Genomic DNA, 24,160 nt, shown 5'->3' on the forward strand with positions numbered 1-24,160 from the left:
CTCTAAAGCCATAAGCGTTTTTGTGAAATAGAGAAGGAAACATCCATGTCACATCAAGAAACCCATGGCTTTCAAACAGAAGTCAAACAACTACTCAATTTGATGATCCACTCTTTATACTCCAATAAAGAGATTTTCTTGCGTGAATTGGTCTCTAACGCCGCCGATGCGGCCGATAAACTTCGCTACGAAGCCCTGACTAAAGATGAGCTTTACGAAGGCGACGGTGAGCTGCGCGTACGCGTCAGTGCCGATAGCGAGAAAGGCACAGTGACCATTGAAGATAATGGTATCGGTATGACCCGCGATGGCGTGATAGAGCATCTGGGGACCATCGCCAAGTCGGGCACCGCAGAATTTTTCAAGAACCTGTCGGGCGATGAGTCTAAAGACTCACAGCTGATCGGCCAGTTTGGTGTGGGCTTCTACTCGGCCTTCATTGTTGCCGACAAGGTGACCGTACGCACTCGCGCCGCCGGTCACGCGGCCGATGAGGCGGTGCAGTGGGAATCGGCCGGTGAGGGTGAATTCACCGTCGAAAATATTGTCAAAGAGAGCCGCGGCACAGAGATCATCTTGCATCTTCGCGAAGAAGAGAAAGAGTTTGCGAGCGATTATCGTCTGCGCTCTATCATCACCAAATACTCAGATCATATCTCGGTACCGGTAGAGATGTGGCAAGAAGGCACGCCAGCCCAGGAAGCGACAGAGGAGGGCGGTGAAGCCATTCCTGCGACCGAAGGTCACTGGAAGGCGATGAACAAGGCGACCGCCCTGTGGACTCGTAACAAGAGCGATGTCACCGACGAAGAGTATCAAGAGTTCTACAAGCATATCTCCCATGATTTTGCCGATCCTCTGCTGTGGAGCCACAACCGCGTTGAGGGTAAGCAGGAGTACACCAGTCTGCTTTACATCCCGTCGAAGGCGCCTTGGGATCTGTGGAACCGCGACCGTAAACACGGCCTGAAACTCTTCGTGCAGCGCGTATTCGTGATGGATGATGCCGAGCAGTTTATGCCAAGCTACCTGCGTTTCGTGCAGGGTCTTATCGACTCAAACGATCTGCCGCTGAACGTCTCGCGTGAAATCTTGCAGGACAACAAGATCACCACGGCGCTGCGTACTGCGGTGACCAAGCGCGTGCTTGGCATGCTAGAGAAGCTGACTAAGAACGATCCCGAGAAGTATCAAACCTTCTGGGCCGAGTTTGGTCAGGTATTGAAAGAAGGTCCGGCGGAAGATTTCGCCAACAAGGAGAAGATTGCCGGCCTGCTGCGCTTTGCCTCGACTCACACCAACGAGGCGGCCCATACCGTTTCACTGAGTGACTATGTTGAGCGCATGAAGGAAGGTCAGAGCAAGATCTACTATATCGTTGCCGACAGTCATGAAGCGGCGGCTAACAGTCCACACCTAGAGTTACTGCGTAAGAAGGGGATCGAGGTGCTGTTGATGTCGGAGCGTATCGACGAGTGGTTGATCAACCATCTCACCGAGTTCGACGGCAAGCAGCTGCACTCGGTGACCCGTGGTGACCTTGAACTGGGTGAGCTGGAAGATGCCGCCGAGAAAGAGGCCCAGGAGAAGCTGGAAACCGAATCTGAAGGCCTAGTGAAACGCGTCAAAGAGGTGCTGGGCGATAAGGTGGCCGAGGTGAAGGTGACCAGCCGTCTTACCGACACCCCAGCCTGTGTGGTTGCCGGCGCCGGTGAGATGTCGTCGCAGATGATTAAATTGATGCAGGCCGCTGGCCAGGCTGTGCCGGAGAGCAAGCCTGTGTTTGAGCTTAACCCCGAGCATCCGCTGGTAAAACGTCTGGACACAGAGCAGGATGAAGAGGTGTTTGGTCAGTGGGCCGAGCTCTTGCTGCAACAGGCGCAGCTATCTGAGAAAGGCAGCCTGGCTGACCCATCAGCTTTTATCAAACTGATGAACAAGATGTTGTTAGCCAGCGTTAAATAAATCTAAGCTAGAGTTAGTAAGAGGCAGTTTGACTGCCTCTTATGCTATCTACTTATCGCCAACTCATTAACAGAGACAAGCTCTCTCAAAAAAAGAGACGCTCTCGATAAAAGAGATATTATGGATTCAGTATTGGATTTAACCAAAGAAAACATTCAGCAAGTGGTCGATGCCTCCATGCAGCAGGTGGTTGTCATGGCCTTCTGGAGCCAGCAGAGCCCGGAGAGCCTGCAGCTGATGCAGACGCTGAACCAGATCGCGGCACAGGGGCGTTTTGTATTGGCCAAGGTCAACTGCGATCAGGAGATGGAGATAGCCAACTATTTTCAGATCCAGAGCCTGCCGACCACCTTGGTGTTAAAAGAGGGTAAGCCGGTCGATGGCTTTGCCGGCCTGCAGGAGGCGGCGCAAATCGAGGCCTTACTCGACCAGCATCTGCCTAAGGCCTGGCAAGTCGCGCTTAATCAGGCCAAGGTGCAGCTCGCCGAGGGCGATGCTGAAGGGGCGCTGCCGCTGCTCAAACAAGCCTATCAGGAGTGCCAGACGGCCGAGGTATCCTTGGTGTATGCCGATGCGCTGCTGGCTGTGTCAGACATCAATCAGGCTAAGGTGTTGCTCGATGGTATCGGCCTTGCCGATCAAGACGCCTACTATCAGAGCCTCAAGGCCAAGCTCTCCCTGGCGCTGGACGCCGCCGATACGCCGGAGATCAGAAGTCTGCTGGATGATGTCGAACAAGACCCCAGTGATTATGCCAAGCTTCTGTCCCTTGCCAAGGCACTTCATGGCGCCAAGCGCGATGAAGAAGCCCTCGAGCGTCTGTATCTGGTATTAAAGACAGATCTGCAGGCTCAGCAAGGAGAGATCAAGCAACTTTTCATGGAGATCCTCACCGCGTTAGGTCAGGGACATGCCGTGGCCAATCAATATCGTCGCAAATTATACACCTTGCTCTATTAGGGCCTGTTGATCTTTGCTGTTTGTTTTTGCAGCAGTTTGTAGGTGATTTATACAAGGCAGAGCCTGTGCCGTGTAGTGTTTTTATAAACCAGAGTTACACAAACGGGCGATTACGCTGTAAAAATGGCCTACAAACACTACCCAATGGGTTCATCTAAACACGCACTGCACTTGATGAAAGGCTTCCTGCCTTTCACCGCAGGCGGTCAGCGACGCTGTTAGAAATCGTTCCAGACGATTTCTTTGTTGTTCGCCATTCACATAGAGTAACTATGCTTCATGACTCTCGCCTCGTGCAAAACGCGTTTAGATTGAACAAAAATTAAACTTGAAAGTTCAACAGGCCCTAATGAGTCTCTGCATCGGGTCATCATACCAGTGATATATGCTAACCCTGTCGCTTTATAAGGTGGTATGTGTGGTATCAGCCTAAAGTCGAATTAAAACTGGCCATGCGGCCCTTCAAATAGACGCCCATTTGTGCGAAGATCGCCGCCCAGATAAAACTAATAATCAAATTTATGCGAAATAAGAGGACTCTCAGATGCGCATTATGCTATTAGGTGCCCCAGGTGCCGGTAAAGGTACTCAAGCCCAATTCATCATGGAAAAATACGGTGTGCCACAAATTTCTACGGGCGACATGCTCCGTGCAGCCGTTAAAGCGGGAACGCCTCTGGGTCTAGAAGCCAAGAAAGTGATGGATGCAGGACAGTTGGTTTCTGATGAGCTGATTATTGGACTGGTTAAAGAGCGTATCGCCCAAGACGATTGCGCCAAGGGCTTCCTGCTCGACGGTTTCCCACGCACCATTCCTCAGGCCGATGCCATGGCGGCTAGCGGTATCGATATCGATCACGTGATCGAAATCGACGTGCCAGACGAAGAGATCGTTAAGCGCATGAGCGGTCGTCGTGTACACCCAGGCTCTGGCCGTGTTTACCACATCGTTTACAACCCACCTAAGGTGGAAGGTAAAGACGATGTAACCGGCGAAGATCTGGCTATCCGCCCAGATGATGAAGAGAGCACAGTGCGTAAGCGTCTAGGCATCTATCATGAGCAGACTAAGCCGCTGGTTGAGTACTATGGTAAAGTTGCCGAGCAAGGTAAGCTGACTTACAACAAGTTCGACGGCACCCAGAGTGTTGGTGCTGTGAGCGAGGCTATCGTTAAGGCGATTGGCTAATTCCGCTCCTATAAAGTGAAGCGCTATATGAGCTGCTTCTCATATTTGAAAAAGCCCACCTAGGTGGGCTTTTTTTATGTCAGGGTGGGTGCTAGCCTAGCGCTATCCTTGCCAGAGAATATGAGTAGAGTAATTCTTGAATAAAGTCGACAACTTATCTCCCGCTAAGCTTGGTGTCTTGCTGGTTAATCTCGGCACACCCGATACACCAACGCCTAAAGATGTAAAGCAGTTCTTAAAACAGTTTCTCAGCGATCCCCGTGTGGTCGACCTAAATCCCTGGATCTGGAAACCCATACTCAATGGCATCATATTAAATACGCGCCCTAAGGCAGTAGCCAAGCTCTATGAGTCTATCTGGTGGCCCGAGGGCTCGCCTCTGATGGTGATCAGTGAGCGCCAACGTGAGGCGCTGAGTGCGATTCTAAAAGCGCGTCATGGTCACGATGTTCCGGTGGAGTTGGGGATGAGTTACGGCAACCCCTCGTTGACAGCTGGGATAGATAGCTTGCTGGCGAAAGGGGTGGAGCGCCTCGTCGTACTGCCTTTATATCCCCAGTATTCCTGCTCGACCGTGGCACCGGTATTCGATGCCATCGCCAGTGACTATAAGGGCAGACGCAACTATCCCGAGACCCGCTTCAGTAAAGAATATTTCGAGCACCCGGCCTATATCGCGGCGCTGGCCGATTCAGTGCGGCGTCACTGGCAAGATAAGGACCAGGGGGATTGCCTCTTGATGTCTTTTCATGGTGTGCCACTGCGTTATGTGACCGAGGGCGATCCCTATCAGCGTCAGTGTCAACGCACTGCCGCGCTTCTGGCCGAGGCCTTGGGGTTGACCGAGTCACAGTGGCGCCTGTGTTTTCAATCGAAATTTGGTAAGGAGGAATGGCTGACACCGGCAACGGATGCGCTGCTCGAGAGCCTGCCGGGTCAGGGGATTAAGCGTGTGGATATTCTCTGCCCGGCTTTCGCCGTCGATTGTTTGGAGACGCTTGAAGAGATCTCCATTGGCGGCAAGGAGAGCTTTATCGAGGCGGGCGGTGAGGCCTACCATTTCATCCCTTGTCTGAACGAGGATGAAGCTCACATGCAACTGCTTGCGGACTTGGTCGATGAGCAGGCGGCGGGCTGGCTTAAATCTTAAGCAAAGAATCTCGGGTAAACGGCATAAATCACTGCCCAATGCTATTTTATATGGTACGATCTGCCGCCGTTTTTTTGAGGCAATGGCGTCCGCGTAGCATTAACCAAAACGCGGCCTGGTAGACAGTAGACTAAGGGGGTCTAGTGTGCTGTTTATTCTTATTTGATTCTGCATGGATGCATTAGAGTGAGTTCTGTATGAAGTTTCCCGGTCAACGTAAGTCGAAACATTACTTTCCAGTTAAGAATCGCGATCCATTATTGGCGCAGTTAACCCTGCAGCCGCAGCATATTTCAACCCACATCAGTGGAATTGATCAGACACTGGTCGACATCGAGGCCAAAGTGGGCGACGAGCTACTTAGCCGTTACGCCCTGCCAAAAGGAAACTCGACACTGATCGATGATGAGAAGGCGCACCAACTTTACACAGAACTGAAGTCTTCTGAGCTGATCAGCGATGAATTTGCCGGTGGCACCATAGGTAACACGGTACACAACTACTCTATTCTCGCCGACGATCGCTCAGTGCTGTTTGGGGTGATGAGCAACCACATCGAGGTGGGCAGCTATGCCTATCGTTATCTGTGCAATACCTCTTCTAAGGTGGATCTTAATTTTCTGCAGCCGGTCGATGGGCCCATCGGTCGTTGTTTCACCCTGATCTCAGAGTGCGGCGAGCGCACCTTTGCCATCAGCAAGGGCTCGATGGATAAACTCACGCCTGAATATATCGACCAGGAGATAGTGCAGACCTCGTCGGCGCTAGTGCTTACCGCCTATCTGATGCGCGCGAGCGGTGGCGATAAGATCACCGATGCCGCATTAAAAGCTATTGAATACGCCAAGGCGGCAGATGTGCCCGTGGTACTTACCCTGGGGACACGCTTCCTTATTGAGGAAGATCCCCTGTGGTGGATCGAATTCATTAAGGAAAATGTCACCATACTGGCGATGAACGAAGATGAGGGCGAAGCCCTGACCGGCTTTAAAGATCCCTTGAGTGCCAGCAATGCGGCCCTTGAGTGGTGTGATATGGTGCTTACCACGGCAGGCCCGCTGGGGCTCTACACCGCGGGTTATACCGAGGATTCCGAGAAGCGCGAAACCAGTCATACGCTGCTTCCTGGCGCAATTCCAGAATTTAACCGCTACGAGTTCTCAAGGCCTAAACTAAAGCGTGACTGTCAGACCCCTATTAAGGTATTTGCCCATATCTCGCCTTACATGGGCGGTCCTGAGATCATACGTAATACCAATGGCGCGGGCGATGGTGCGCTGGCGGCGCTGCTGCACGACCTTGCCTCTAACACCTATCATAAGGCCAATGTGCCGGGGTCGAGCAAGCATAAGCGAGACGGCCTGTGTTACTCCTCTTTCTCGCAGATCTGTAAGTACGCTAACCGTGTAGCCTACGAGGTATTGGCGCAGCACAGTCCACGTCTGTCTCGCGGCCTGCCTGAACGGGAAGACAGCCTGGAAGAAGCTTACTGGGAAAGATAGGCTATTGGGAAAGATAGGCTTTGGCAGTTTTAAATAGGCCTGCACGGTTTTAGCGAGGCTTGTTTAAGTTAATTCCCGTTCTACCCTATATAAATTAAATAGAAAAGGCGTCCATAGGACGCCTTTTTTGCTTTTATAGAACGATGAAATCTATGGTTTTACTCTTTAAGTTCGGCATTGACCTGATCGACGAAGCTACCGGCAGTTTTACCCGCTTGAGGGTCATCAAAGGTCTCTTGATTAAAGGCATTTTCCGATTTGGCAATGATAAGCGTCGCAACCGAGTCTCCGGTGACGTTGACTGCGGTGCGCACCATATCCAGCAGTCTGTCGACCCCCATGATAAGGGCGATACCTTCGACAGGCAGACCCACCTGATTAAGCACCATGGCTAGCATGATAAGACCGACACCTGGTACACCTGCTGTGCCGATAGAGGCTAGGGTTGCTGTGACCACCACCATGGCATAGTCGGTGATAGTGAGGTCGATACCAAATACTTGGGCAATAAACACCGTGGCGACACCCTGCATAATCGCCGTGCCGTCCATATTAATGGTGGCGCCAAGCGGCAGAGTGAAAGAGGCAACCTTGTTATCCACCCCTAGACGGTGCTCAGAGGTTTCTAGCGTCACCGGTAGCGTGGCATTTGAGCTAGCCGTACTAAAGGCGAACAGCTGCACATCGCGCATTTTACGAATAAAGGTAAAGGGACTGAGTCCGGAGAAGAGTTTTAATAGCACTGGGTAGCTAACGAAGGCATGGACTAATAACACCGCCAGAACTACCGCGAAATATTTAACGACGCTTTCAAATGTCTCGAGACCTAAGGTTAAGGCGAGTTTACCCATGAGGGCAAATATACCGTAGGGGGCCAGTTGCATGATGAGAGTGACCACGCGCATGATCACTTCATTTAGGTCGTTAAATAGTGCCGATACACGTTTACCGCGCTCGCCAATATGGGAAATGGCAAAGCCAAAGATCACTGCAAAGATGATGATCTGTAGCATATTCCCCTCAGTCATCGCCTGTATCGGGTTTCGGGGAACCAGGTTGATCAAGACATCAGAAAGGCTAGGGGCCTCTTTCACACTGTACTGCATGTTTTCTGCTGCTAGCGAAGCGTTACCTGGATGAACGAGCAGCGCGACCAAGATGGCCATAGATAGCGCAATCGCCGTTGTAAACAGATAAAAAGCGATGGTTTTTCCACCGAGCCTGCCAAGGGATGATGGGTCACTCAGCGAGCAGGTACCACAGACCAGGGAGATGAAGACCAGAGGGACGACCAACATCTGTAAACTCGAGATAAAAATACTGCCGACCACGTTCAATAAGCCGTTAGTAATATACTCTTCGATAAACTCACTACCGGGGAAAAAACTGCGTAGCAGTAGCCCGATTAAAATGCCTCCGGCCATACCTATGAGTATTTTTCCTGTGAGGCCTAATTTTTTGTTTTGCGTGCCAGCCATAGTGCTTCCTGTATTATTTTTATGCTTTTCAATTTGCACCTAAAGCCTAGCAAGAAACCCTAGGTGATGAAACGGCTAAATAGTTAAAGTTTTTGTCACTTTTACGCTCTTAATTGCGATTAGTGATGGAAAAGTTATGGGAAAATTGTGTAATGTTAGCCTATAAGTAATAAGCAGATGCTTTTAATGATAATCTGAGTAACAGGGAGTCTGACAATGAAGTCAGCGTTTAAAGTTTTTACCTCATATTTATTTTTGCTTTTTATTGTCGCCTGTAGCGGCGGGGGAAATGTCACAGATGGTGGATCCGGTGGTACACCGACACCGCCAACTATCTCTATTGCTTTATCTATCGATAATACGCAGATCTCAGTAGCGGAACCTGCGATGATCACCGCTAAGGTGAAAGATTCAACAGGAGCCGCTGTCAGTACTTTGGTATCGTTTAGCTTGAACAATGATACTTACGGTACCTTCTCTCCTGGTACGGGTGAAGTAGCGACCGATGCCGATGGTATTGCTAAGGTGCGCTTGGATACGGCTGCTATTAATACTGGCGCGACGATTACTGCGACGACCAGCTCTGGCGAGAGTGCTTCGCTTAATGTCACCATGGTAGGTGATGGCGGCGAAGCCGGCGGTGGAGCCCAAGTGTCTGTATCACTTACCGACAGTACCGGTAATCCGATTCAATCGATCAGCATTCTTGAGCCAGGCAAGATCACTGCCACGGTAACCGGCATCACTAAGCCGACAATCGTAACTTTTGCGACGACTATTGGAGACCTGCCTATCAAGACTGCAGTGACCGATTCTGAAGGTAAGGCTACGGTCGACATCTATGCTGGTAGCTCTTTAGGGGCGGGTGAAGTAACCGCGAGTCTATCTACCAATGAGGTGGGTAAGACTATCGTTGTGGTTGGTGCGACCAATGTAGTGATGGGAAGCGGCGATCCTTTTGTTCAAGGAAAAGCTGAGATTAGTACCGCAACTCTCTCTGCTGGTGGTACGGCAACAATTTCCGTTCTTATTCAAGATGATAAAGGTAACCCCTTTACTCAACCTGTAGATGTTAATTTCTCTTCAACCTGTGCGACTAAGAATCCTGCTCAGGCCGAGATTAGCTCGCCGGTGTCTTCGAGTAACGGTGTTGCTACTTCAACCTACCGTGCGCAAGGTTGTGTGGGTGAAGATCAGATTAACGTCACGGCCAACGCAGGTGGAATTAGCCTATCGGCAACGGGCACACTAACTGTCCTGCAAGCAGATGTTGGCAGTATCGTATTTGAATCGGCAACGCCGCAAAATATCGCAATCTTGGGTACCGGTGGCATTGAGTCTTCAGTCGTTAAATTTAAAGTGCTGGATAAGAACAGCAACCCTGTTCCTAACCAAAATGTTTTGTTTTCACTTAACACTAAAGTAGGCGGCGTAGATATCTCACCTCTGCAGGCAACTACTAACAACGAGGGTATCGTTCAGACGGTCGTCACTACCGGTACGGTAGCTACATCACTGCGTGTTACTGCGACTGTTGATAACGGTGCGGTACCGGCCATTTCGAGCCAGTCTAGCCAGTTGATAGTTTCTACGGGTATTCCTGATCAAGACAGTTTCTCGTTATCAGCATCTGTGCTCAATGCTGAAGGGTGGGACGAAGATGGTACTAAGGTAGTCGTTACCGCTCGTATGGCAGATGCCTTCAATAACCCTGTGCCAGATGGAACAACAGTGTCGTTTACTACCGAAGGTGGTGCAATCGAAGATGCCTGTCAGACGGTTAATGGTGCCTGTTCGGTGACCTGGACCAGTCAGTTACCACGTCCTGAAGGTGAAACCATCATTTCTGGCGCTGGTGCTATGTATCGTAATCCAAATGCAGCATTGGTTTACTATTCAACGCTCGGTGTGTACGGTAACTTTTATGGTCAGATGTATGGTGGTCGTGCCACAGTAACAGCGACAGCGATTGGTGAGGAGTCTTTCCCAGATCTTAACGGTAATGGCCGTTTCGATGCCTCGGAGATGGCTGAGTTTACCAATGGTAAAGATGTAACGGGTCAGTCGTTCGACCTTACCGATGCCTTTAACGATTACAACGAAGATGGTTTGTTTAATCCGCAGCAATCAGGTGGGCAAATTGGCGGTACTCTCGAAGAGTTAATTGATTTTAATGCCAATGGCGTCTTCGAAGCCAAAGATGGTAAGTACAACGGTGTATTGTGTTCAGACCCTGTGCATGCAGGCTGCGCCGATGGTGTGAATGATTCGAAATCTCTCTATGTGCGACGTAGCTTGGTAATTGTCATGTCGGGTAGTACGGCTTTTGCTACTGCGCCTAACGACATTCTGATCAGCGATAAAGATGGCGATCATTACGGTGGCAGTATCAATATCGTAGGTAAGGGGGCGGCCAGTGTATCCTTTACTATCTCGGATCTACATAACCAACAGATGCCTGCAGGTTCTAAAGTTCGCTTTAAGACGAGTGCGGGTTCTGTAGTAAGTACTGCCGAATATGTATGGCCTAGCTCTAACTACAATGGTGGCCGTGAGTTTACCGTCACATTAAAGGGTGAAGATGAGCCAAATACAGGTGTATTTATTGTTGAGGTAGAAACGCCTGGAGGTCTAATTACACAAGTAGTCTCTATCGGTGTAAATATCCTTTAGACAATCCTTTGAAAAAGACGCCCTAGGGCGTCTTTTTTATCGAGTCGATTTTACCTATTTGATGAATTAGCACAGGTAGTTGCCAATTCGATTTTGCAAAAAACAAAAAGCCATCTTTTCAGATGGCTTTTTCAGCTTTAACTTACTAGTAGTCAAAATCTATTTCTGGAATTGATACACGCTGCCGAGCTTCATTATCTGTGTCAGTTCATCCAGCGCGGTTCGCGATTCGACAATGAGCTGAGGATCGGCGAGATCGTCGATGGCGAGCTCGTCACGATAGTGTTTATCGACCCAGAGGTTAAGCCTGTTAAACAGCTCATCATTCATCAAGGTGTTGGGGTTGACGGCAGCAAGCTCTGTCTCGTTCATGGCGACTCGTAGACGCAGACAGGCGGGGCCTCCGCCATTTTGCATGCTCTGCTTCACATCGAAATAGTGCACCTGCTTGATCGGTGTCCCCAAGGTGACGAGCTCATTAAGGTAGGCATATACTGCCTCATTTTCCTGACAGTTAGTCGGCGCAATAATCGCCATCTCACCATTGGGTAGGGTGACTATCTGGGTGTTGAACAGGTAGCTCTTCACCGCATCCTGGATGCCGACCTTGGCAGTAGGCACTTCAATAAAGTGCAGTTCTTTACCGTTGAACTTACCTTGGATTTCGGCCAGTTTCTTTTGTGTATCGATAAAGGCCTGCTCGTGATAGAAGAGCACATTCTGGTTACCCACGGCAATCACATCGTTGTGGAACACGCCTTGATCGATGACATCTGGATTTTGCTGGATAAAGACGCTGCTCTCATCATCGAGTTGATGCAGACGGGCGATGGCTTGTGAGGCTTCGAGTGTCTGTCTAGCAGGGTATTTTTTCGGCTTTGGCGCGTTAGGGTTAGTCGCTTCCTGGCCGTAGACGAAGAGTTCGATACCGGCATGACCGTATTCGCTGCAAAGACGCGTATGGTTAGCCGCACCTTCGTCGCCGAAGCTCACGTGTTCAGGCAGATGTTGATGGTGATGGAAGTAACGCGAATTATTAAAGGTGGCGGCCAGTATGTTACCTGTGGTCACAGGTTCTATGCTGCGATGGAGTTTGTCTACCAGGTTTGCCGGGGTGAAATGGATCTTACCATCATGGGTATCGGCGCTTGGTGAGACGGTTGCCGCATTGGCCGTCCACATACTTGAGGCGCTGCAACAGGCTCTAAGGAGCGCAGGGGCTTGTTTGGCGGCTTTATTTAATACTTCGGCATCTGTACCAGAAAAACCAATTCGACGCAGTGTGTGAAGATCTGGGCGCTCCTGAGGGGCAAGCATACCTTGGGCTAAGCCTAAATCGGCGAGGGCCTTGGCTTTCTTAAGGCCTTGTTTCGCAGCCGCCTTAGGACTGGATACCGCGGCGGCGTTATTTAAAGAAGCCACATTACCGTATGACAGGCCCGCATAATTATGAGTCGGTCCGACGAGTCCATCAAAATTCGCTTCGTAATGCTTCATTGCATATCCTTCAAGTTATTATTGCTTTAATAGGGCGTCAACACAGGGCTGAGGTGGCGCCGTAATTTGTTGAATTTGTGCTCCAGTATACTTGAGCTTTGGGGCATAACAAGCTAGGGGAATGGTGCCTTATCTGTGATATTGGCTCAGAAATGCATAAGTATTACTTGCTAGTTGGGGAATAATGAAATATTAGTTTTTAATTACGCAATATTATTTTTCACATTTTTTTCAAAAACGGTTAAAAATTGGCTCGCCGTAACAAATAAAACAGGGATTAGCTTGAAACTATTGATACAACCCTCTATATATGGAGCCAATTTACAGAATTTTGAGACTTTTTGGCGCAGATCATTCTATGGGTAAATCGCTAGTTATTGTCGAATCACCGGCCAAAGCCAAGACTATTAACAAATATCTCGGCAAAGATTACATCGTAAAATCGAGTGTGGGTCACATCCGTGATCTTCCTACCTCATCCTCCAGTGACGCCAGTTCGTCGACTAAATCGCCCGCCGAAGTGCGCAAGATGTCCCCCGAAGAGAAGGCTAAATATAAGGCAGAGAAAGCGAAGAAAGCTCTGGTTGCGCGCATGGGTGTCGATCCTGAGCGAGGCTGGAAGGCTAAGTATCAGACGCTGCCGGGCAAAGAGAAAGTTGTCAAAGAATTACAGTCACTTGCTGAAAATGCAGATCATATCTTCCTCGCAACCGATTTGGATAGAGAGGGAGAGGCAATTGCATGGCATCTTCAAGAAGTGATTGGTGGGGATCCAGAGCGCTATCAGCGCGTGGTCTTTAACGAGATCACTAAGAGCGCGATTCAAGAGGCGTTTAGCCATCCGTCGCAGCTCAACACCAATATGGTCAATGCCCAGCAGGCGAGACGTTTTCTCGATCGCGTGGTGGGTTTCATGGTGTCACCCCTGCTTTGGAAGAAAGTGGCCCGTGGCCTCTCCGCAGGGCGCGTGCAATCGGTAGCGACGCGTCTGGTGGTCGAGCGTGAAGGCGAGATCAAGGCGTTCGTACCTGAAGAGTTCTGGGACATTCATGCCGAGCTGACTACCCTAGGTAACGAAGGGCTCAAGATGCAGGTGGCTAAGTTTAAGGGTGATAACTTTAACCCTGTAAACGAAGCCCAGGCCATGGTGGCGGTAAACGCACTACAAGATAGCAAGTACCAGGTTTCTAGCCGTGAAGTCAAAGCGACTTCTAGTAAGCCCTCGGCGCCCTTCATCACCTCGACGCTTCAGCAGGCGGCCAGTACCCGTCTCGGTTTTGGCGTGAAGAAGACCATGATGATGGCTCAGCGTCTCTATGAGGCGGGTCATATCACCTATATGCGTACCGACTCGACTAACTTGAGTCAGGAAGCCCTCGATAGTGTGCGTGACATGATTGGCAAGGAGTATGGCGATAAGTATCTGCCCGATGCGCCGATCCGTTATGGCAGCAAAGAGGGAGCACAGGAGGCTCACGAAGCGATCCGTCCGTCCGATGTGAACGTCAGTGCCAGCAGCCTTAGCGATATGGAAAGAGATGCGCAGCGTCTCTACGAGTTGATCTGGCGCCAGTTTGTTGCCTGTCAGATGACCCCTGCCAAATATGATGCGACGCGTTTGACCGTGACCGCAGGGGATTACGAACTCAAGGCCAGTGGCCGTACACTTAAGTTTGACGGTTGGACTCGGGTTCAGACCGCGCTTAAGAAGAAAAACGAGGAAGACAACACCCTGCCGATGGTTGCCGAAGGCGATGTGCTGGCATTAGAGGAGTTGTTACCTAAGCAGCACTTCACTAAACCGCCCGCGCGTTACAGCGAAGCATCACTGGTGAAAGAGCTTGAGAAGCGTGGCATTGGTCGTCCATCGACCTATGCGACCATCATCTCGACCATTCAAGACCGTGGCTATGTAAAGGTTGAGAATCGTCGGTTCTACGCCGAGAAGATGGGGGAGATCGTTAGCGAGAGCCTCATCGGCAGTTTCGAAGAGCTGATGAGTTACGACTTCACCGCCGGCATGGAGCAGACCCTGGATAACGTGGCCCAGGGTCAGCTCGAATGGAAGAAGGTACTGGATAACTTCTACAAAGGCTTGACCGCTCAGCTTGAAAAGGCCGAGCTACCGCCGGAAGAGGGCGGCATGCGCCCTAACGAGATGGTGCTGACCGATATCGCCTGTCCGACCTGTGGACGCCCAATGGGCATTCGCACCGGTACTACCGGCGTGTTCCTGGGCTGTTCAGGTTATGCCTTGCCACCGAAAGAGCGCTGTAAGACGACCATGAACCTGACGCCGGGCGAAGAGGCCGTCAGCGAGAACAGCGAAGATGCCGAAACCGATGCACTGCGCGCCAAGCACAGATGTGATGTTTGCGGTACGGCCATGGACAGTTATCTTATCGATGAGAAGCGCAAGCTGCATGTGTGTGGTAATAACCCCATCTGTGGCGGCTACGAGGTCGAGCAAGGACAGTTTAAGATCAAGGGGTACGAAGGGCCGATTATCGAATGCGATCGCTGTGGCAACGATATGGAGCTGAAGAATGGCCGTTTTGGTAAGTATTTTGGCTGTACTAACAGCGAGTGTAAGAATACACGTAAACTGTTGAAAAATGGCGAAGTGGCTCCGCCAAAGGAAGATCCGATCCACCTGCCAGAGCTGAAATGTACCAAGTCTGATGGCTATTTCGTGCTCAGAGACGGCGCAGCAGGCATCTTCTTGGCCGCGAGCACTTTCCCTAAATCACGTGAAACCCGCGCGCCTTTGGTGGAAGAGCTGGTGAAGTACCGTGAGCTCTTATGGCCCAAGTATCAATATCTGGCCGATGCCCCTGTAGCGGATGAAGACGGTAATAAGGCTGTCGTGCGCTTTAGCCGTAAGACCAAGGAGCAATATGTGGCAACCGAAATCGACGGTAAGGCGACCGGTTGGACGGCCAAGTTTGTCGGCGGTAAGTGGGTCAGTGAAGCCAAGGCTAAGCCAAAGGCGAAGAAGAAAGCCTAACTGACAGACTGTCAATTATCTAAATAAGGGCCCTAACTGAGTTAGGGCTTTTTTATTGGGATAAATATTAGTGGTTCATAATCTGTTGTATTAGGCTAATATAGATAAGATTACCTTGCTAATCATTAAACTAGCTGGGTTTCATCGCAGAGGTTTCGACGGACTTAGGGTTATAAATGGAGCGTAAAATGAAAACACTGATCATGGCAGCAGGACTTGGGATCTTAAGCTTAAACGCCTATTCGGCCGATTGGCAGGTGAGCAACCAGGGCTCACGGGTTAACTTTATCTCAATCAAGAAGGGTGATATCGCAGAGGTGCATCATTTTACTCAGGTCTCGGGTCAGCTTAGCGACGCCGGCGCCTTTAGCCTGTCTATTCCCCTTAACAGCGTGGTCACCAATGTGGAGATCCGCGACCAGCGCATGAAAGAGATACTGTTCGAAACCGCTCAATATCCGAGCGTCGAATTAACTGCCAGTCTCGATGGAAAGGCGATCGATAAGGCTAGTGTTGGCACCATAATGTCGATGAGTGTCGATGCTAAGGTGAGCCTGCATGGTAAGACCCAGACTCTACCTGTGATGGTGAGTGTGGCCAAGGTGGCCGGTGATAAGTTGATGGTGGCCAGTGAGGCGCCTCTGGTGGTCAATGCCGGTGACTTTGGCCTGACACCTGGGGTTGAGAAGCTCAGAGAATTAGCCGGTCTGCCTGCCATCAGCAAGGCGGTGCCGGTTTCTTTCGTATTGACCTTAATGCGATAGAAAAACGTGCACTAACAACAAGATTGGCTGGTCGATTTATATCATAATGGCGGTAGAAACTGGATATTGAGCATGGGCTATACCATGCTCATATATAAGTCGTGTGTTTAGGGCAAAAAATGGTTACTGATAAAGACGGATACATACATCTAATACAATATCTTACCGAGCATCTAGGCCTGTTTGAGTCTTCCGAAGACGGTGGGGTAGCGGGTGACACCGTCATGGAGTTGTTTGAAGAGCAGTTGGCGGCGCAGATCATCATGGTGTGTGGCCAAAATCCTTCCTTAACCTTTGCCGAACGCAACATGGTGATCCGAGAAGTCGATGCCATCGTCTATGACTTAGAAGAGATCTTAGCCAAGGTGGCTAATCACAACGCCACCCAAGAGCAGACCCTGTTTATTACCGAGTTTTCGGGACTGATCAAAAATCTGTTCGATCAGGAAATTGCCAAGATGCAAGCTTAGGTTTTGCAATCCGAAACAGGTGTTTACAACTCACTGCTTGAGAATGTCAGTCTTTATTCCTACTGTTAGCATAAGTGCGAAATTGGGAAGTTTGTGTGCATGTCTGCAACCTCTATCAGTAAACAACATTTTGTTATCTATGCGGTACTCGTGTTGTTTTGGGTCATTTTTCAGATCTTTAGCGCTAATGCATTGGCGTTTGGCTGGGGGTTCATTCCATTTGTCATCTCCTTGCCCTTTGTGCCCTTCATCTTGGTCTGGTTGGGAGTGCAGTTTGTGCGCCATTACAGATACATACGGTTAGGGCCCAACATCAGCGAGCACCTGGTGCACTGTATCTGTACCTGTACGCTATTTTGTCTCTTCGTCTATCATTTTGTTTACTAATCCAAAAGGAGTTGTTGATGATAGAACTACTGTCGGGATTTCATCATGATACCGTGGCGGTGAAGGCCAGAGGCGTGCTCTCTCGGGCCGACTATGACCAGACCCTAATTCCGGCGATAGAAACCAAGTTGCAAGATCACTCAACCATTAAGCTCTGGTATGAATTTAGTGAAGAATTTGAAGGGGTTTCTGTTGAAACCTTGTGGGATGATGCCAAATTAGGATTCTTTCATTTGACGGACTTTTCCAGAGTCGCCATCATCACAGATAGTGAGTGGGTGGCTAATACCGCCAAAGTGATGGCCTATATGGCGCCCTGTCCGGTGAAGGTATTTGCCCGGCAAGCGGCGGATGAGGCGCTGCGCTGGCTGGGTGAGAGTTCGCCGGAATAAGATTGTAGTTAGGCCGACACTCAGTCGGCTTCGTTTCATTGGGTTTAGGATATTTTTTATGATTAGAATGTTGACCTTGAGCATGTTGACCTTGAGAACATTGAGCCCTAAAGCGTTGACCAAAGCATTAATGTTAGTGGCGCTATTTCTGCTTGCGCCTGCCTATGGCGATGATAAAGCGGTCATTGGTCAGACGGCCATGATGACGGTCGATGAAGCCGGGCTAGTCTATCAGGCCCGCATCGATACCGGCGCAGGTAATACGTCCTTGCATGCCTTCGATCTTGAAATCCAAGGGGGCAGCGCCAAGAAGATGGCTGACAATGTGGGTAAGACCATCTGGTTTACCACAGAAAACGCCGCAGGTGAGCGTAAGCGTCTGAGCGCCAAGATAGTTAAAACCTCCACCGTCAGCAACTCTCAGGGTACTGAGACACGTTACATGGTGGAGATGCATGTCGGTTTTGCCGGTGAGACCCGCAAGGTTAAGGTAAACCTCAGAGACAGAGGCCACATGGATTACAAACTGCTGATCGGCCGTAACTGGCTAAAAGGCAAGTATGTGGTGGATGTGTCTGAAAAGCGGGTGATAGGTGCCAGGGCCCCCATCAGCATCCTGGAAACCGGCTTCTTGTTTGATACCCGCATCGATACCGGCGCGGTAGAAAATTCGCTGCACGCGGTGGATCTCAAGGTGGAGAATGGTGTCGAAGATATGGAGCAGAATGTCGGTAAGATGCTCGCTTTCACCACGGAAAACGAGAAAGGTGAAACAAAACGTGTCCATGCCCGTATCGTCGAAACCTCGCTTATTCGCAATGCCCAGGGCAGCGAGGTGCGCTACATGGTGGAACTCAATGTGGGTGAGCCGGGCAGGGAGTATAAGGTGAAGGTGAACCTGAGAGATCGTACCAAGATGACCAATAAGCTCTTGATAGGTCGTAACTGGTTGCAAGGCCACTACCTGGTCGACGTCGCGAAGTAACCTGTCAGACAAGGCAGACAAATATCGTCCCCGGATGTTTTCACCTCCGGGGATTTTTTATGCCTTATTGAGATGTAACTCGCATACCAGCTCGGTAAACTGCGCGCTCTGACTGGCGACTGTGAGCCTGCCGTTGAAGTGAGCCTTGAGCCACTGATTGATATGGATGAGGGAGCCTTGTCCCTTACCGCTACAATTACCACTGCTATTGCCACAGCTATCTAGCGCATGAGTGAGTTTCTCCAGCCGGGCTTGGCCTATCCCCAGGCCGTTGTCTCTCAGGGTCAGGGAGAGCAAGCCTTCTCGATAGCGAATACCTATGCTCAGCTGTTTCGGTCGATTGAGCGCCTGACTGTCGGGAAAGGCATGTTGCAGGCTGTTGCCGATCAATCTGTGGCAGAGCACCAGAAAATGCCAGGGTGAGATGGGCAGCGTCAGGTGATGGGGACAGTCTATCTGCACTGCTACGTCCTTGGCTTCGAGCTGAGGCCTTAACATGGCCACCAGGTCTTGCAAGAAGAGGTCGGCCACAGTGGCGCGAACATCTGTGATGTCGGCGCTGATCAAGGATTGACCATGTCGTATGATATCTATCTGGGATGTCAGGGCCTCGGTAAATTTGGCAAGTTGAGGCTCATCGATATCGGCCGCATCTAACTGACGCAGCTGGATAAAGATCTGCTCTAGCGCCTGCAGCTCCTGGCGGAGTAACTGATGTACCACCTGAGGCAAGATAGCCTGCTGGGCCAGCTCTATCTGTTTAAGCTGCGCCAGCCCCTTGGGATCTATCCCTTCTTTTACCACGGCTTGTGGCTTGGCATCTAAGGCCTGTTTTAGCTCTGTGTTTCTTGCCCCTTGTAGCTTGATGGTTTGCTCCAGCTCTGCCTGTTTGGCCTTGAGGCTGCTGATATCTACCGCCATGGCACCCAGGGCGATGATGTTGCCATCCTTGTCTTTGATTGGGTACTTAGTGATCAGGTAGATACGCTCACCATGCACGGTGGGCATTGGCTGCTCAAAGCTCTGGGCTTGATCGCTGCCCAAGATGATGCGGTCATGATGATTGATGATCTCGGCAATATGCGCCGGATAGAGGTCGCTGTCGCGCATGCCGATGACCCGGGCTCGCTCTATGCCCATCACCTCGCAAAACTTGTCGTTGACCAAGGAGTAACAGCCATGGGTGTCCTTGATGCAGATGAGGTTTTGCGAGGCGTTGAGCAGGGAGTTGATCAACTCTTTCTTGTTCTCCAACTCCTGCTGCGCCAGTTGTTGCATCGCCAGTTGCTGCTCCAGCGCTAGATTGCTGGCATCGAGACTGGCATAGGCTATCTCCAGCTGATTGCTGCGGGCGATGAAGGCCTTGGCCAGTTGGCCAACCTCGTCGTGGCGCTTGTTGGCATCTAGCTCCAGCCTGCCCAGGTTACCGCTTTGCAGCGCCGAGACGATCTGAAAGATTGGCCGGATAAAGAGCTTGTGCTGGAAGATAAACAGAATGAGCAGGGCGATAAGCTGCGCGAGTAACAGAAATGCACCTATCTTGAGCGCGATGGCGTTGGCCTGGGATGCGAGGCTCGACAGCGGCGTTACCAGGATGATCTTCCACTGGGTCTGGGCCATGGTGAGGATAGACACCAGCACGGGCTCGTTAAACAGGGGATCGCTACTTAGCTCCAGGGTCACTATAGGCGTCTTGCCATGGCTTCCCCTGATAGAGGCATTGATGAGTGTGGTTAAGCGCTCTCGCTCCTCTCTAGGCGTCTGTACGAGCACTTTCTCGAGCTGTTCGGGGCGATAGGCCGGGCTGGTCATTATCTGCTGACTAAAGGTCTGGTCCATCGTCTCTATGCGTTTGGCGATGGGGGCGAGTTGCGGGTAGCGCTGAATAAGTCTAGAGAGCGGCTGGCCGAGCATGGCGGTCTGCTGCTTATCAGACTCGTCGAAAGGATCCGCCAGCAGATTGTTGTAGCTGTCCAGCGCCAGGATATATCCCTTCGAGAGGGGGTTCTGGTCGGAAAAATTAAAGCGCTTATCCAGGCCGCGCAGGGCGATGTCGACCGTGGCCACGCCGATGAAGCTGTGGTTGGCGCGCATGGGCACGGAGGCGGTGATCATCACCTCCTTGGTGTAGGGGTCGACATAGGATTTAGACCAGTGGGTATGGCCATCTTGGAAATATTTCGCCGGCAGGTACCAGAAGGCCTGATGATAACCTGGGCCTTCGGCGCTGTTGTAGTTGTCCAGGTATTGAAACTCATCATGCTTGTCCCGCGCCCAGAAGAAGCTGTTGCGCGTCTTCTGTGTACCGAACATGCCGGGCTCGGGCCAGATCCCGCCGCCTGCGATCAGCTGATGGCGCTCGCCAATATCCAGCAGGGAAGGGATCAGCTCTTTCACCACCTCATCCTGGCCGCGATAGGTTTCACCCACTATGCCTATGGTGTTCGCCAGTGTCTCGATTTTGGAGGTGACCTGTTGCAGTTGCTCTATGACCGCCTGGCCGTAGTTCTGGCTCAGCGAGAGTTGGGTGTCCATGTGATGTTTCTTCTCGGTAGAGAAGATCAACCAGATGCTTGAGGCGATGATCAGGACCGCGACCACAAATTGGACTATGGTGAATTTAAAGGTAAGGCTGTTTTTCCACTGGGTGTTTAATGAGCCGGCCTCGTCTTTCTCATTGGCGACCATAGGGGCTTGTGATCCATTCATGCATTAGTGATAGCTCAAGATTAAATCAAAATGCGACAGGATTAAACTCTTATGAAGTCGGCTTAGGGTGACGAGTTGCCTCCCTAAGCCGTTAAAGTGACTAGCTTTTAGTGACTAGAGCATTAATGACTAGAGCATTAGTGACTAGACTTTCAGGCCAACCAATAGCTGATCCAGCTGTTCGGCGGTGGCGTGCAGCTCGTCGCAGCCTGAGACAGACTGGTTGGCGGACTGCTCCACATCGTGAGACTGGTTGCGGATCTCCATCAGGTTGGTGGCGATCTCGTTGGCGACCGCCGATTGCTCCTCGGCCGAGGTGGCGATCAGTACGCTCATTTCGTACACCCGCTCGCTGTGGTGGGCGATGGCCTTGAGATCTTCGCCGGTTTCCAGCACATGCTGCTTACCCTCCTGGGCCTTCTCGACTGTGCGTTTCATCACCTGAGTGAGTGCGTGAGAGCCTGTCTGCAAGGCCTCGATCATCGATTTGATCTCAACGGTTGCGGCCTGGGTGCGTCCGGCCAAGGTTCTGACCTCATCGGCGACCACGGCAAAGCCGCGACCCTGCTCACCGGCGCGGGCTGCTTCGATGGCGGCGTTGAGCGCCAATAGGTTGGTCTGCTCTGAGATGGCGTTGATGGTGGTGACCACCTCATCAATCTTGGCGGCGTTGTCGTTCAGGGTATTCACCGCCGTCGAGGCGTCGCCAATTTCGTTGGCAAGATCGCCAATGGCTTCGACCGTGATGGCGATATCTTTCGAGCCCGCATCAACCTGTTGGTTGGCCTCCTGGGTCTCGTTAGAAGATTGCTCTGCGTTGCGGGCCACCTCTTTCACCGCGGCGGTCATCTCCTCCATGGCCGTGGCCAGTGAATCCAGATGTTGACGCTGCTCGGCGGCAAGGGTTTGTCCCTCTTGAGCCGTTTGTCTGAAGGCCTGCACTACGGTGCGGATCTGGCTGCTGGCCTGGGTCATGCGGCTCACCAGCTGATGCTGACGTTCGACGAGTGTGTCTATGCTCACCGCCAGGATGCTGAACTCATCTTTCACCTCGAAGAAGTTCAGTCGTCCGGTGAGATCGCCATCGGCCGCGCGTTTAAGTGCCATCACGTTGGTGTAGAGGGCGCCGCCGACGAAGGTGGAGATATAGTAGCTGCTTAGCAGGATGACAAAGATAAGTGCCACCAGGCTGATGATGACTACGCTCTGGGCCGAGCTCAGTACCTGGTCGAGATCTGTCACCTCTGTCTTGGCAACCAGATTGGCACTTGAGGCGCGGCTGTAGGCTGTTAGGCTGTCCTTTTGCATTAAGGTGCCACCACCGGCCTGTACCAGGCGGCTGGCTTTGGCGTTGAGGGAAGATTGGGTATCGGCAAAGCCAGCAGCGATTAGCGCCTGCTGATAGCTGTCGGCCTTGTCGGCTGGCACGTACTTAAGGCTCAGGTCGATAAGCTCCACCATCTTCTGGGCGTCAGCCAAGGCACTCTGCTGGTGACTCTGCTTAATCTGGCTATTGAACTGCCCATAGAGAATATAGGAAAGCCCCATGAGGGTGATGATGGGGATGATGGCCAGAATGGTAAATTTGGTTTTCAGGGTCATATGGATAAGATACTGATCTATCCATCGAAACTTTACTTCTCTCATAGCTTTTCTCTGCCGCCTGGGGATGATCTCGTTATCGGATCGCAAAGTGATTACTTAACGAGAGTTTTGCCTCAGGGCGTTTGTTTGTTGTTTATTTGTACTGGGATTTTATCGTTATTGTTAAATAAGGTACGGCTCAAGTGTACATGCTTGGTGTGATCGCGGCGAATCAAAATTACATTTTGGGATGGCTTTTTAGCCTATCTGAGTTTGATGCTTAGGCAGCTTGGCCTTTTCTCACGGATTTCGTTAGAAAAATACCAAATAAGCCCTAGTCAAACGTCTTATGGTCACGTAAAATTTGTCTCTTTTTCTATTTTCGTAAAGATTAAATAGTCAGCATATAGAAAGTCTTGGCTCTCAGCGTGAGGGCGGGCGTACTGGAAGAGATGATGTCAGAGTTAACAGAAATCGTAGAACAGGCCTTACAGGCAATCGAAGGGACAGATGATCTGAAAACCCTCGATGACCTTCGTGTCGATTACCTGGGTAAGAAAGGTAAGATCACCGACATGATGAAGATGATGGGTAAGCTGAGTCCAGAGGAGAAGCCGGCCTTCGGTCAGGCGGTCAACCAGGCGAAGCAAGCGGTGCAGCAAAAGCTGTCTGAGCGTATCGAAGGCTTAAAGGCTCAGGAGCTCGAAGCTAAGCTGAGCGCCGAAAGCATCGACGTGACCCTACCTGGCCGTCGCATCGACAACGGTGGCCTGCATCCTGTGACCCGTACCATCGAACGTATCGAAACCTTCTTTGGTGAGCTGGGATTCAGCGTAAAGCAGGGGCCAGAGATCGAGGACGATTTCCATAACTTCGATGCGCTCAACATTTCTGAGCATCATCCGGCACGTGCCGATCACGATACCTTTTACTTTAATCCTAAGCTGATGCTGCGTACCCAAACCTCGGGCGTGCAGATCCGCACCATGGAAACGGAAAAGCCGCCGCTGCGTATCATCTCTCCGGGCCGCGTTTACCGTAACGACTATGACCAGACCCACACGCCTATGTTCCATCAGGTAGAAGGTCTGTTCGTCGATGAAAATGTTAACTTCGCAGAGTTAAAGGGGATCTTGCATGATTTCCTACGTAACTTCTTCGAAGAAGATCTACAAGTACGCTTCCGTCCCTCTTACTTCCCATTCACAGAGCCTTCAGCCGAAGTGGATGTGATGGGTAAAAACGGCAAGTGGTTAGAAGTCTTGGGTTGCGGCATGGTTCACCCTAATGTCCTGCGCAGCGTTGGCATCGATCCCGAGAAGTACCAAGGTTTCGCCTTCGGTATGGGGGTAGAGCGTCTCTCTATGTTGCGTTATGGGGTTAATGACCTGCGTTCATTCTTCGAAAACGACCTACGTTTTCTTAAGCAATTCAAATAACGGAGCGAG

The 24,160-nt window shown here is 51.0% G+C and carries 16 protein-coding genes; 12 read left to right on the top strand and 4 right to left on the bottom strand.

Annotated elements, in window-relative coordinates; translation table 11 throughout:
• Positions 1–45: 45 nt before the first annotated feature.
• The 5 genes from htpG to AYI87_RS13735 all read left to right on the top strand — a co-directional run bounded on the left by htpG (position 46) and on the right by AYI87_RS13735 (position 6,766).
• Positions 46–1,965 carry a molecular chaperone HtpG gene (gene htpG / locus AYI87_RS13715; protein WP_144202940.1) on the top strand — a complete coding sequence of 640 codons (1,920 nt, stop codon included), beginning with the start codon at positions 46–48 and terminating at the stop codon, positions 1,963–1,965.
• A gap of 120 nt (positions 1,966–2,085) precedes the next feature.
• Complete coding sequence (locus AYI87_RS13720; protein WP_144202943.1) at positions 2,086–2,925, top strand: co-chaperone YbbN; 840 nt, start codon at positions 2,086–2,088, stop codon at positions 2,923–2,925.
• 544 nt (positions 2,926–3,469) lie between these two features.
• A complete protein-coding gene (adk, locus tag AYI87_RS13725; protein WP_011866028.1) occupies positions 3,470–4,114 on the top strand; it encodes an adenylate kinase in 645 nt (214 codons plus the stop codon).
• 136 nt (positions 4,115–4,250) lie between these two features.
• The gene (gene hemH / locus AYI87_RS13730) at positions 4,251–5,264 is read left to right on the top strand and encodes a ferrochelatase (RefSeq protein ID WP_144202946.1); all 1,014 of its coding nucleotides are present in this window, start codon (positions 4,251–4,253) and stop codon (positions 5,262–5,264) included.
• Positions 5,265–5,461: 197 nt separating this feature from the next.
• Positions 5,462–6,766 (top strand): inosine/guanosine kinase, encoded by a 1,305-nt coding sequence (locus AYI87_RS13735; protein WP_144202948.1) that lies wholly within the window; start codon positions 5,462–5,464, stop codon positions 6,764–6,766.
• Between the two features lie 158 nt (positions 6,767–6,924).
• Here the strand turns inward: AYI87_RS13735 and AYI87_RS13740 are convergent, their stop codons facing one another.
• Entirely contained in the window at positions 6,925–8,244 is a 1,320-nt protein-coding gene (locus AYI87_RS13740) for a dicarboxylate/amino acid:cation symporter (protein ID WP_144202950.1), read from the bottom strand.
• Between the two features lie 216 nt (positions 8,245–8,460).
• On the opposite strand from AYI87_RS13740, the gene AYI87_RS13745 reads away from it, so the two are divergent.
• Positions 8,461–10,917, top strand: coding sequence for an Ig-like domain-containing protein (locus tag AYI87_RS13745; protein ID WP_144202953.1), 2,457 nt, complete (start codon positions 8,461–8,463; stop codon positions 10,915–10,917).
• Positions 10,918–11,076: 159 nt separating this feature from the next.
• Here AYI87_RS13745 and astB read toward each other — a convergent pair whose 3' ends face one another.
• Complete coding sequence (gene astB, locus AYI87_RS13750; RefSeq protein WP_144202956.1) at positions 11,077–12,414, bottom strand: N-succinylarginine dihydrolase; 1,338 nt, start codon at positions 12,412–12,414, stop codon at positions 11,077–11,079.
• A 358-nt stretch (positions 12,415–12,772) separates the two neighbouring features.
• Here astB and topA point away from each other — a divergent pair, with 358 nt between their 5' ends.
• The 5 genes from topA to AYI87_RS13780 all read left to right on the top strand — a co-directional run bounded on the left by topA (position 12,773) and on the right by AYI87_RS13780 (position 18,419).
• Complete coding sequence (gene topA / locus AYI87_RS13755; RefSeq protein WP_144202959.1) at positions 12,773–15,421, top strand: type I DNA topoisomerase; 2,649 nt, start codon at positions 12,773–12,775, stop codon at positions 15,419–15,421.
• A gap of 188 nt (positions 15,422–15,609) precedes the next feature.
• Positions 15,610–16,185: a YceI family protein gene (locus tag AYI87_RS13760; protein WP_260865144.1), complete on the top strand. Its 576-nt coding sequence runs from the start codon at positions 15,610–15,612 to the stop codon at positions 16,183–16,185.
• A gap of 119 nt (positions 16,186–16,304) precedes the next feature.
• On the top strand, positions 16,305–16,655 hold the full coding sequence (locus AYI87_RS13765) for a DUF3802 family protein (RefSeq protein ID WP_144202963.1): 351 nt from the start codon (positions 16,305–16,307) through the stop codon (positions 16,653–16,655).
• Between the two features lie 404 nt (positions 16,656–17,059).
• The gene (locus AYI87_RS13775) at positions 17,060–17,434 is read left to right on the top strand and encodes an STAS/SEC14 domain-containing protein (protein WP_144202969.1); all 375 of its coding nucleotides are present in this window, start codon (positions 17,060–17,062) and stop codon (positions 17,432–17,434) included.
• A 130-nt stretch (positions 17,435–17,564) separates the two neighbouring features.
• Positions 17,565–18,419, top strand: a complete 855-nt coding sequence (locus AYI87_RS13780; RefSeq protein ID WP_260865147.1) for a RimK/LysX family protein — start codon at positions 17,565–17,567, stop codon at positions 18,417–18,419.
• 57 nt (positions 18,420–18,476) lie between these two features.
• Here the strand turns inward: AYI87_RS13780 and AYI87_RS13785 are convergent, their stop codons facing one another.
• Positions 18,477–21,128: a PAS domain-containing protein gene (locus AYI87_RS13785; RefSeq protein WP_144202974.1), complete on the bottom strand. Its 2,652-nt coding sequence runs from the start codon at positions 21,126–21,128 to the stop codon at positions 18,477–18,479.
• 144 nt (positions 21,129–21,272) lie between these two features.
• Complete coding sequence (locus AYI87_RS13790; RefSeq protein ID WP_144202977.1) at positions 21,273–22,775, bottom strand: methyl-accepting chemotaxis protein; 1,503 nt, start codon at positions 22,773–22,775, stop codon at positions 21,273–21,275.
• Positions 22,776–23,167: 392 nt separating this feature from the next.
• On the opposite strand from AYI87_RS13790, the gene pheS reads away from it, so the two are divergent.
• Complete coding sequence (pheS, locus tag AYI87_RS13795; protein WP_144203217.1) at positions 23,168–24,151, top strand: phenylalanine--tRNA ligase subunit alpha; 984 nt, start codon at positions 23,168–23,170, stop codon at positions 24,149–24,151.
• The last annotated feature ends 9 nt before the right edge of the window (positions 24,152–24,160 follow it).

Origin of the sequence: Shewanella sp. KCT, assembly GCF_007636505.1 — a bacterium.
GTDB classification, from domain to species: Bacteria; Pseudomonadota; Gammaproteobacteria; order Enterobacterales; family Shewanellaceae; genus Shewanella; species Shewanella halotolerans.

Excerpts from the sequence above, each read along its gene's own strand:
- AYI87_RS13745 (WP_144202953.1), top strand. The coding sequence starts at position 8,461 with ATGAAGTCAGCGTTTAAAGTTTTTACCTCATATTTATTTTTGCTTTTT.
- astB (WP_144202956.1), bottom strand. The coding sequence starts at position 12,414 with ATGAAGCATTACGAAGCGAATTTTGATGGACTCGTCGGACCGACTCAT.
- AYI87_RS13785 (WP_144202974.1), bottom strand. The coding sequence starts at position 21,128 with ATGAATGGATCACAAGCCCCTATGGTCGCCAATGAGAAAGACGAGGCC.
- AYI87_RS13780 (WP_260865147.1), top strand. The coding sequence starts at position 17,565 with ATGTTAGTGGCGCTATTTCTGCTTGCGCCTGCCTATGGCGATGATAAA.
- adk (WP_011866028.1), top strand. The coding sequence starts at position 3,470 with ATGCGCATTATGCTATTAGGTGCCCCAGGTGCCGGTAAAGGTACTCAA.
- AYI87_RS13735 (WP_144202948.1), top strand. The coding sequence starts at position 5,462 with ATGAAGTTTCCCGGTCAACGTAAGTCGAAACATTACTTTCCAGTTAAG.
- AYI87_RS13790 (WP_144202977.1), bottom strand. The coding sequence starts at position 22,775 with ATGAGAGAAGTAAAGTTTCGATGGATAGATCAGTATCTTATCCATATG.
- AYI87_RS13740 (WP_144202950.1), bottom strand. The coding sequence starts at position 8,244 with ATGGCTGGCACGCAAAACAAAAAATTAGGCCTCACAGGAAAAATACTC.
- AYI87_RS13775 (WP_144202969.1), top strand. The coding sequence starts at position 17,060 with ATGATAGAACTACTGTCGGGATTTCATCATGATACCGTGGCGGTGAAG.
- htpG (WP_144202940.1), top strand. The coding sequence starts at position 46 with ATGTCACATCAAGAAACCCATGGCTTTCAAACAGAAGTCAAACAACTA.
- AYI87_RS13760 (WP_260865144.1), top strand. The coding sequence starts at position 15,610 with ATGAAAACACTGATCATGGCAGCAGGACTTGGGATCTTAAGCTTAAAC.
- pheS (WP_144203217.1), top strand. The coding sequence starts at position 23,168 with ATGTCAGAGTTAACAGAAATCGTAGAACAGGCCTTACAGGCAATCGAA.
- AYI87_RS13765 (WP_144202963.1), top strand. The coding sequence starts at position 16,305 with ATGGTTACTGATAAAGACGGATACATACATCTAATACAATATCTTACC.
- AYI87_RS13720 (WP_144202943.1), top strand. The coding sequence starts at position 2,086 with ATGGATTCAGTATTGGATTTAACCAAAGAAAACATTCAGCAAGTGGTC.
- topA (WP_144202959.1), top strand. The coding sequence starts at position 12,773 with ATGGGTAAATCGCTAGTTATTGTCGAATCACCGGCCAAAGCCAAGACT.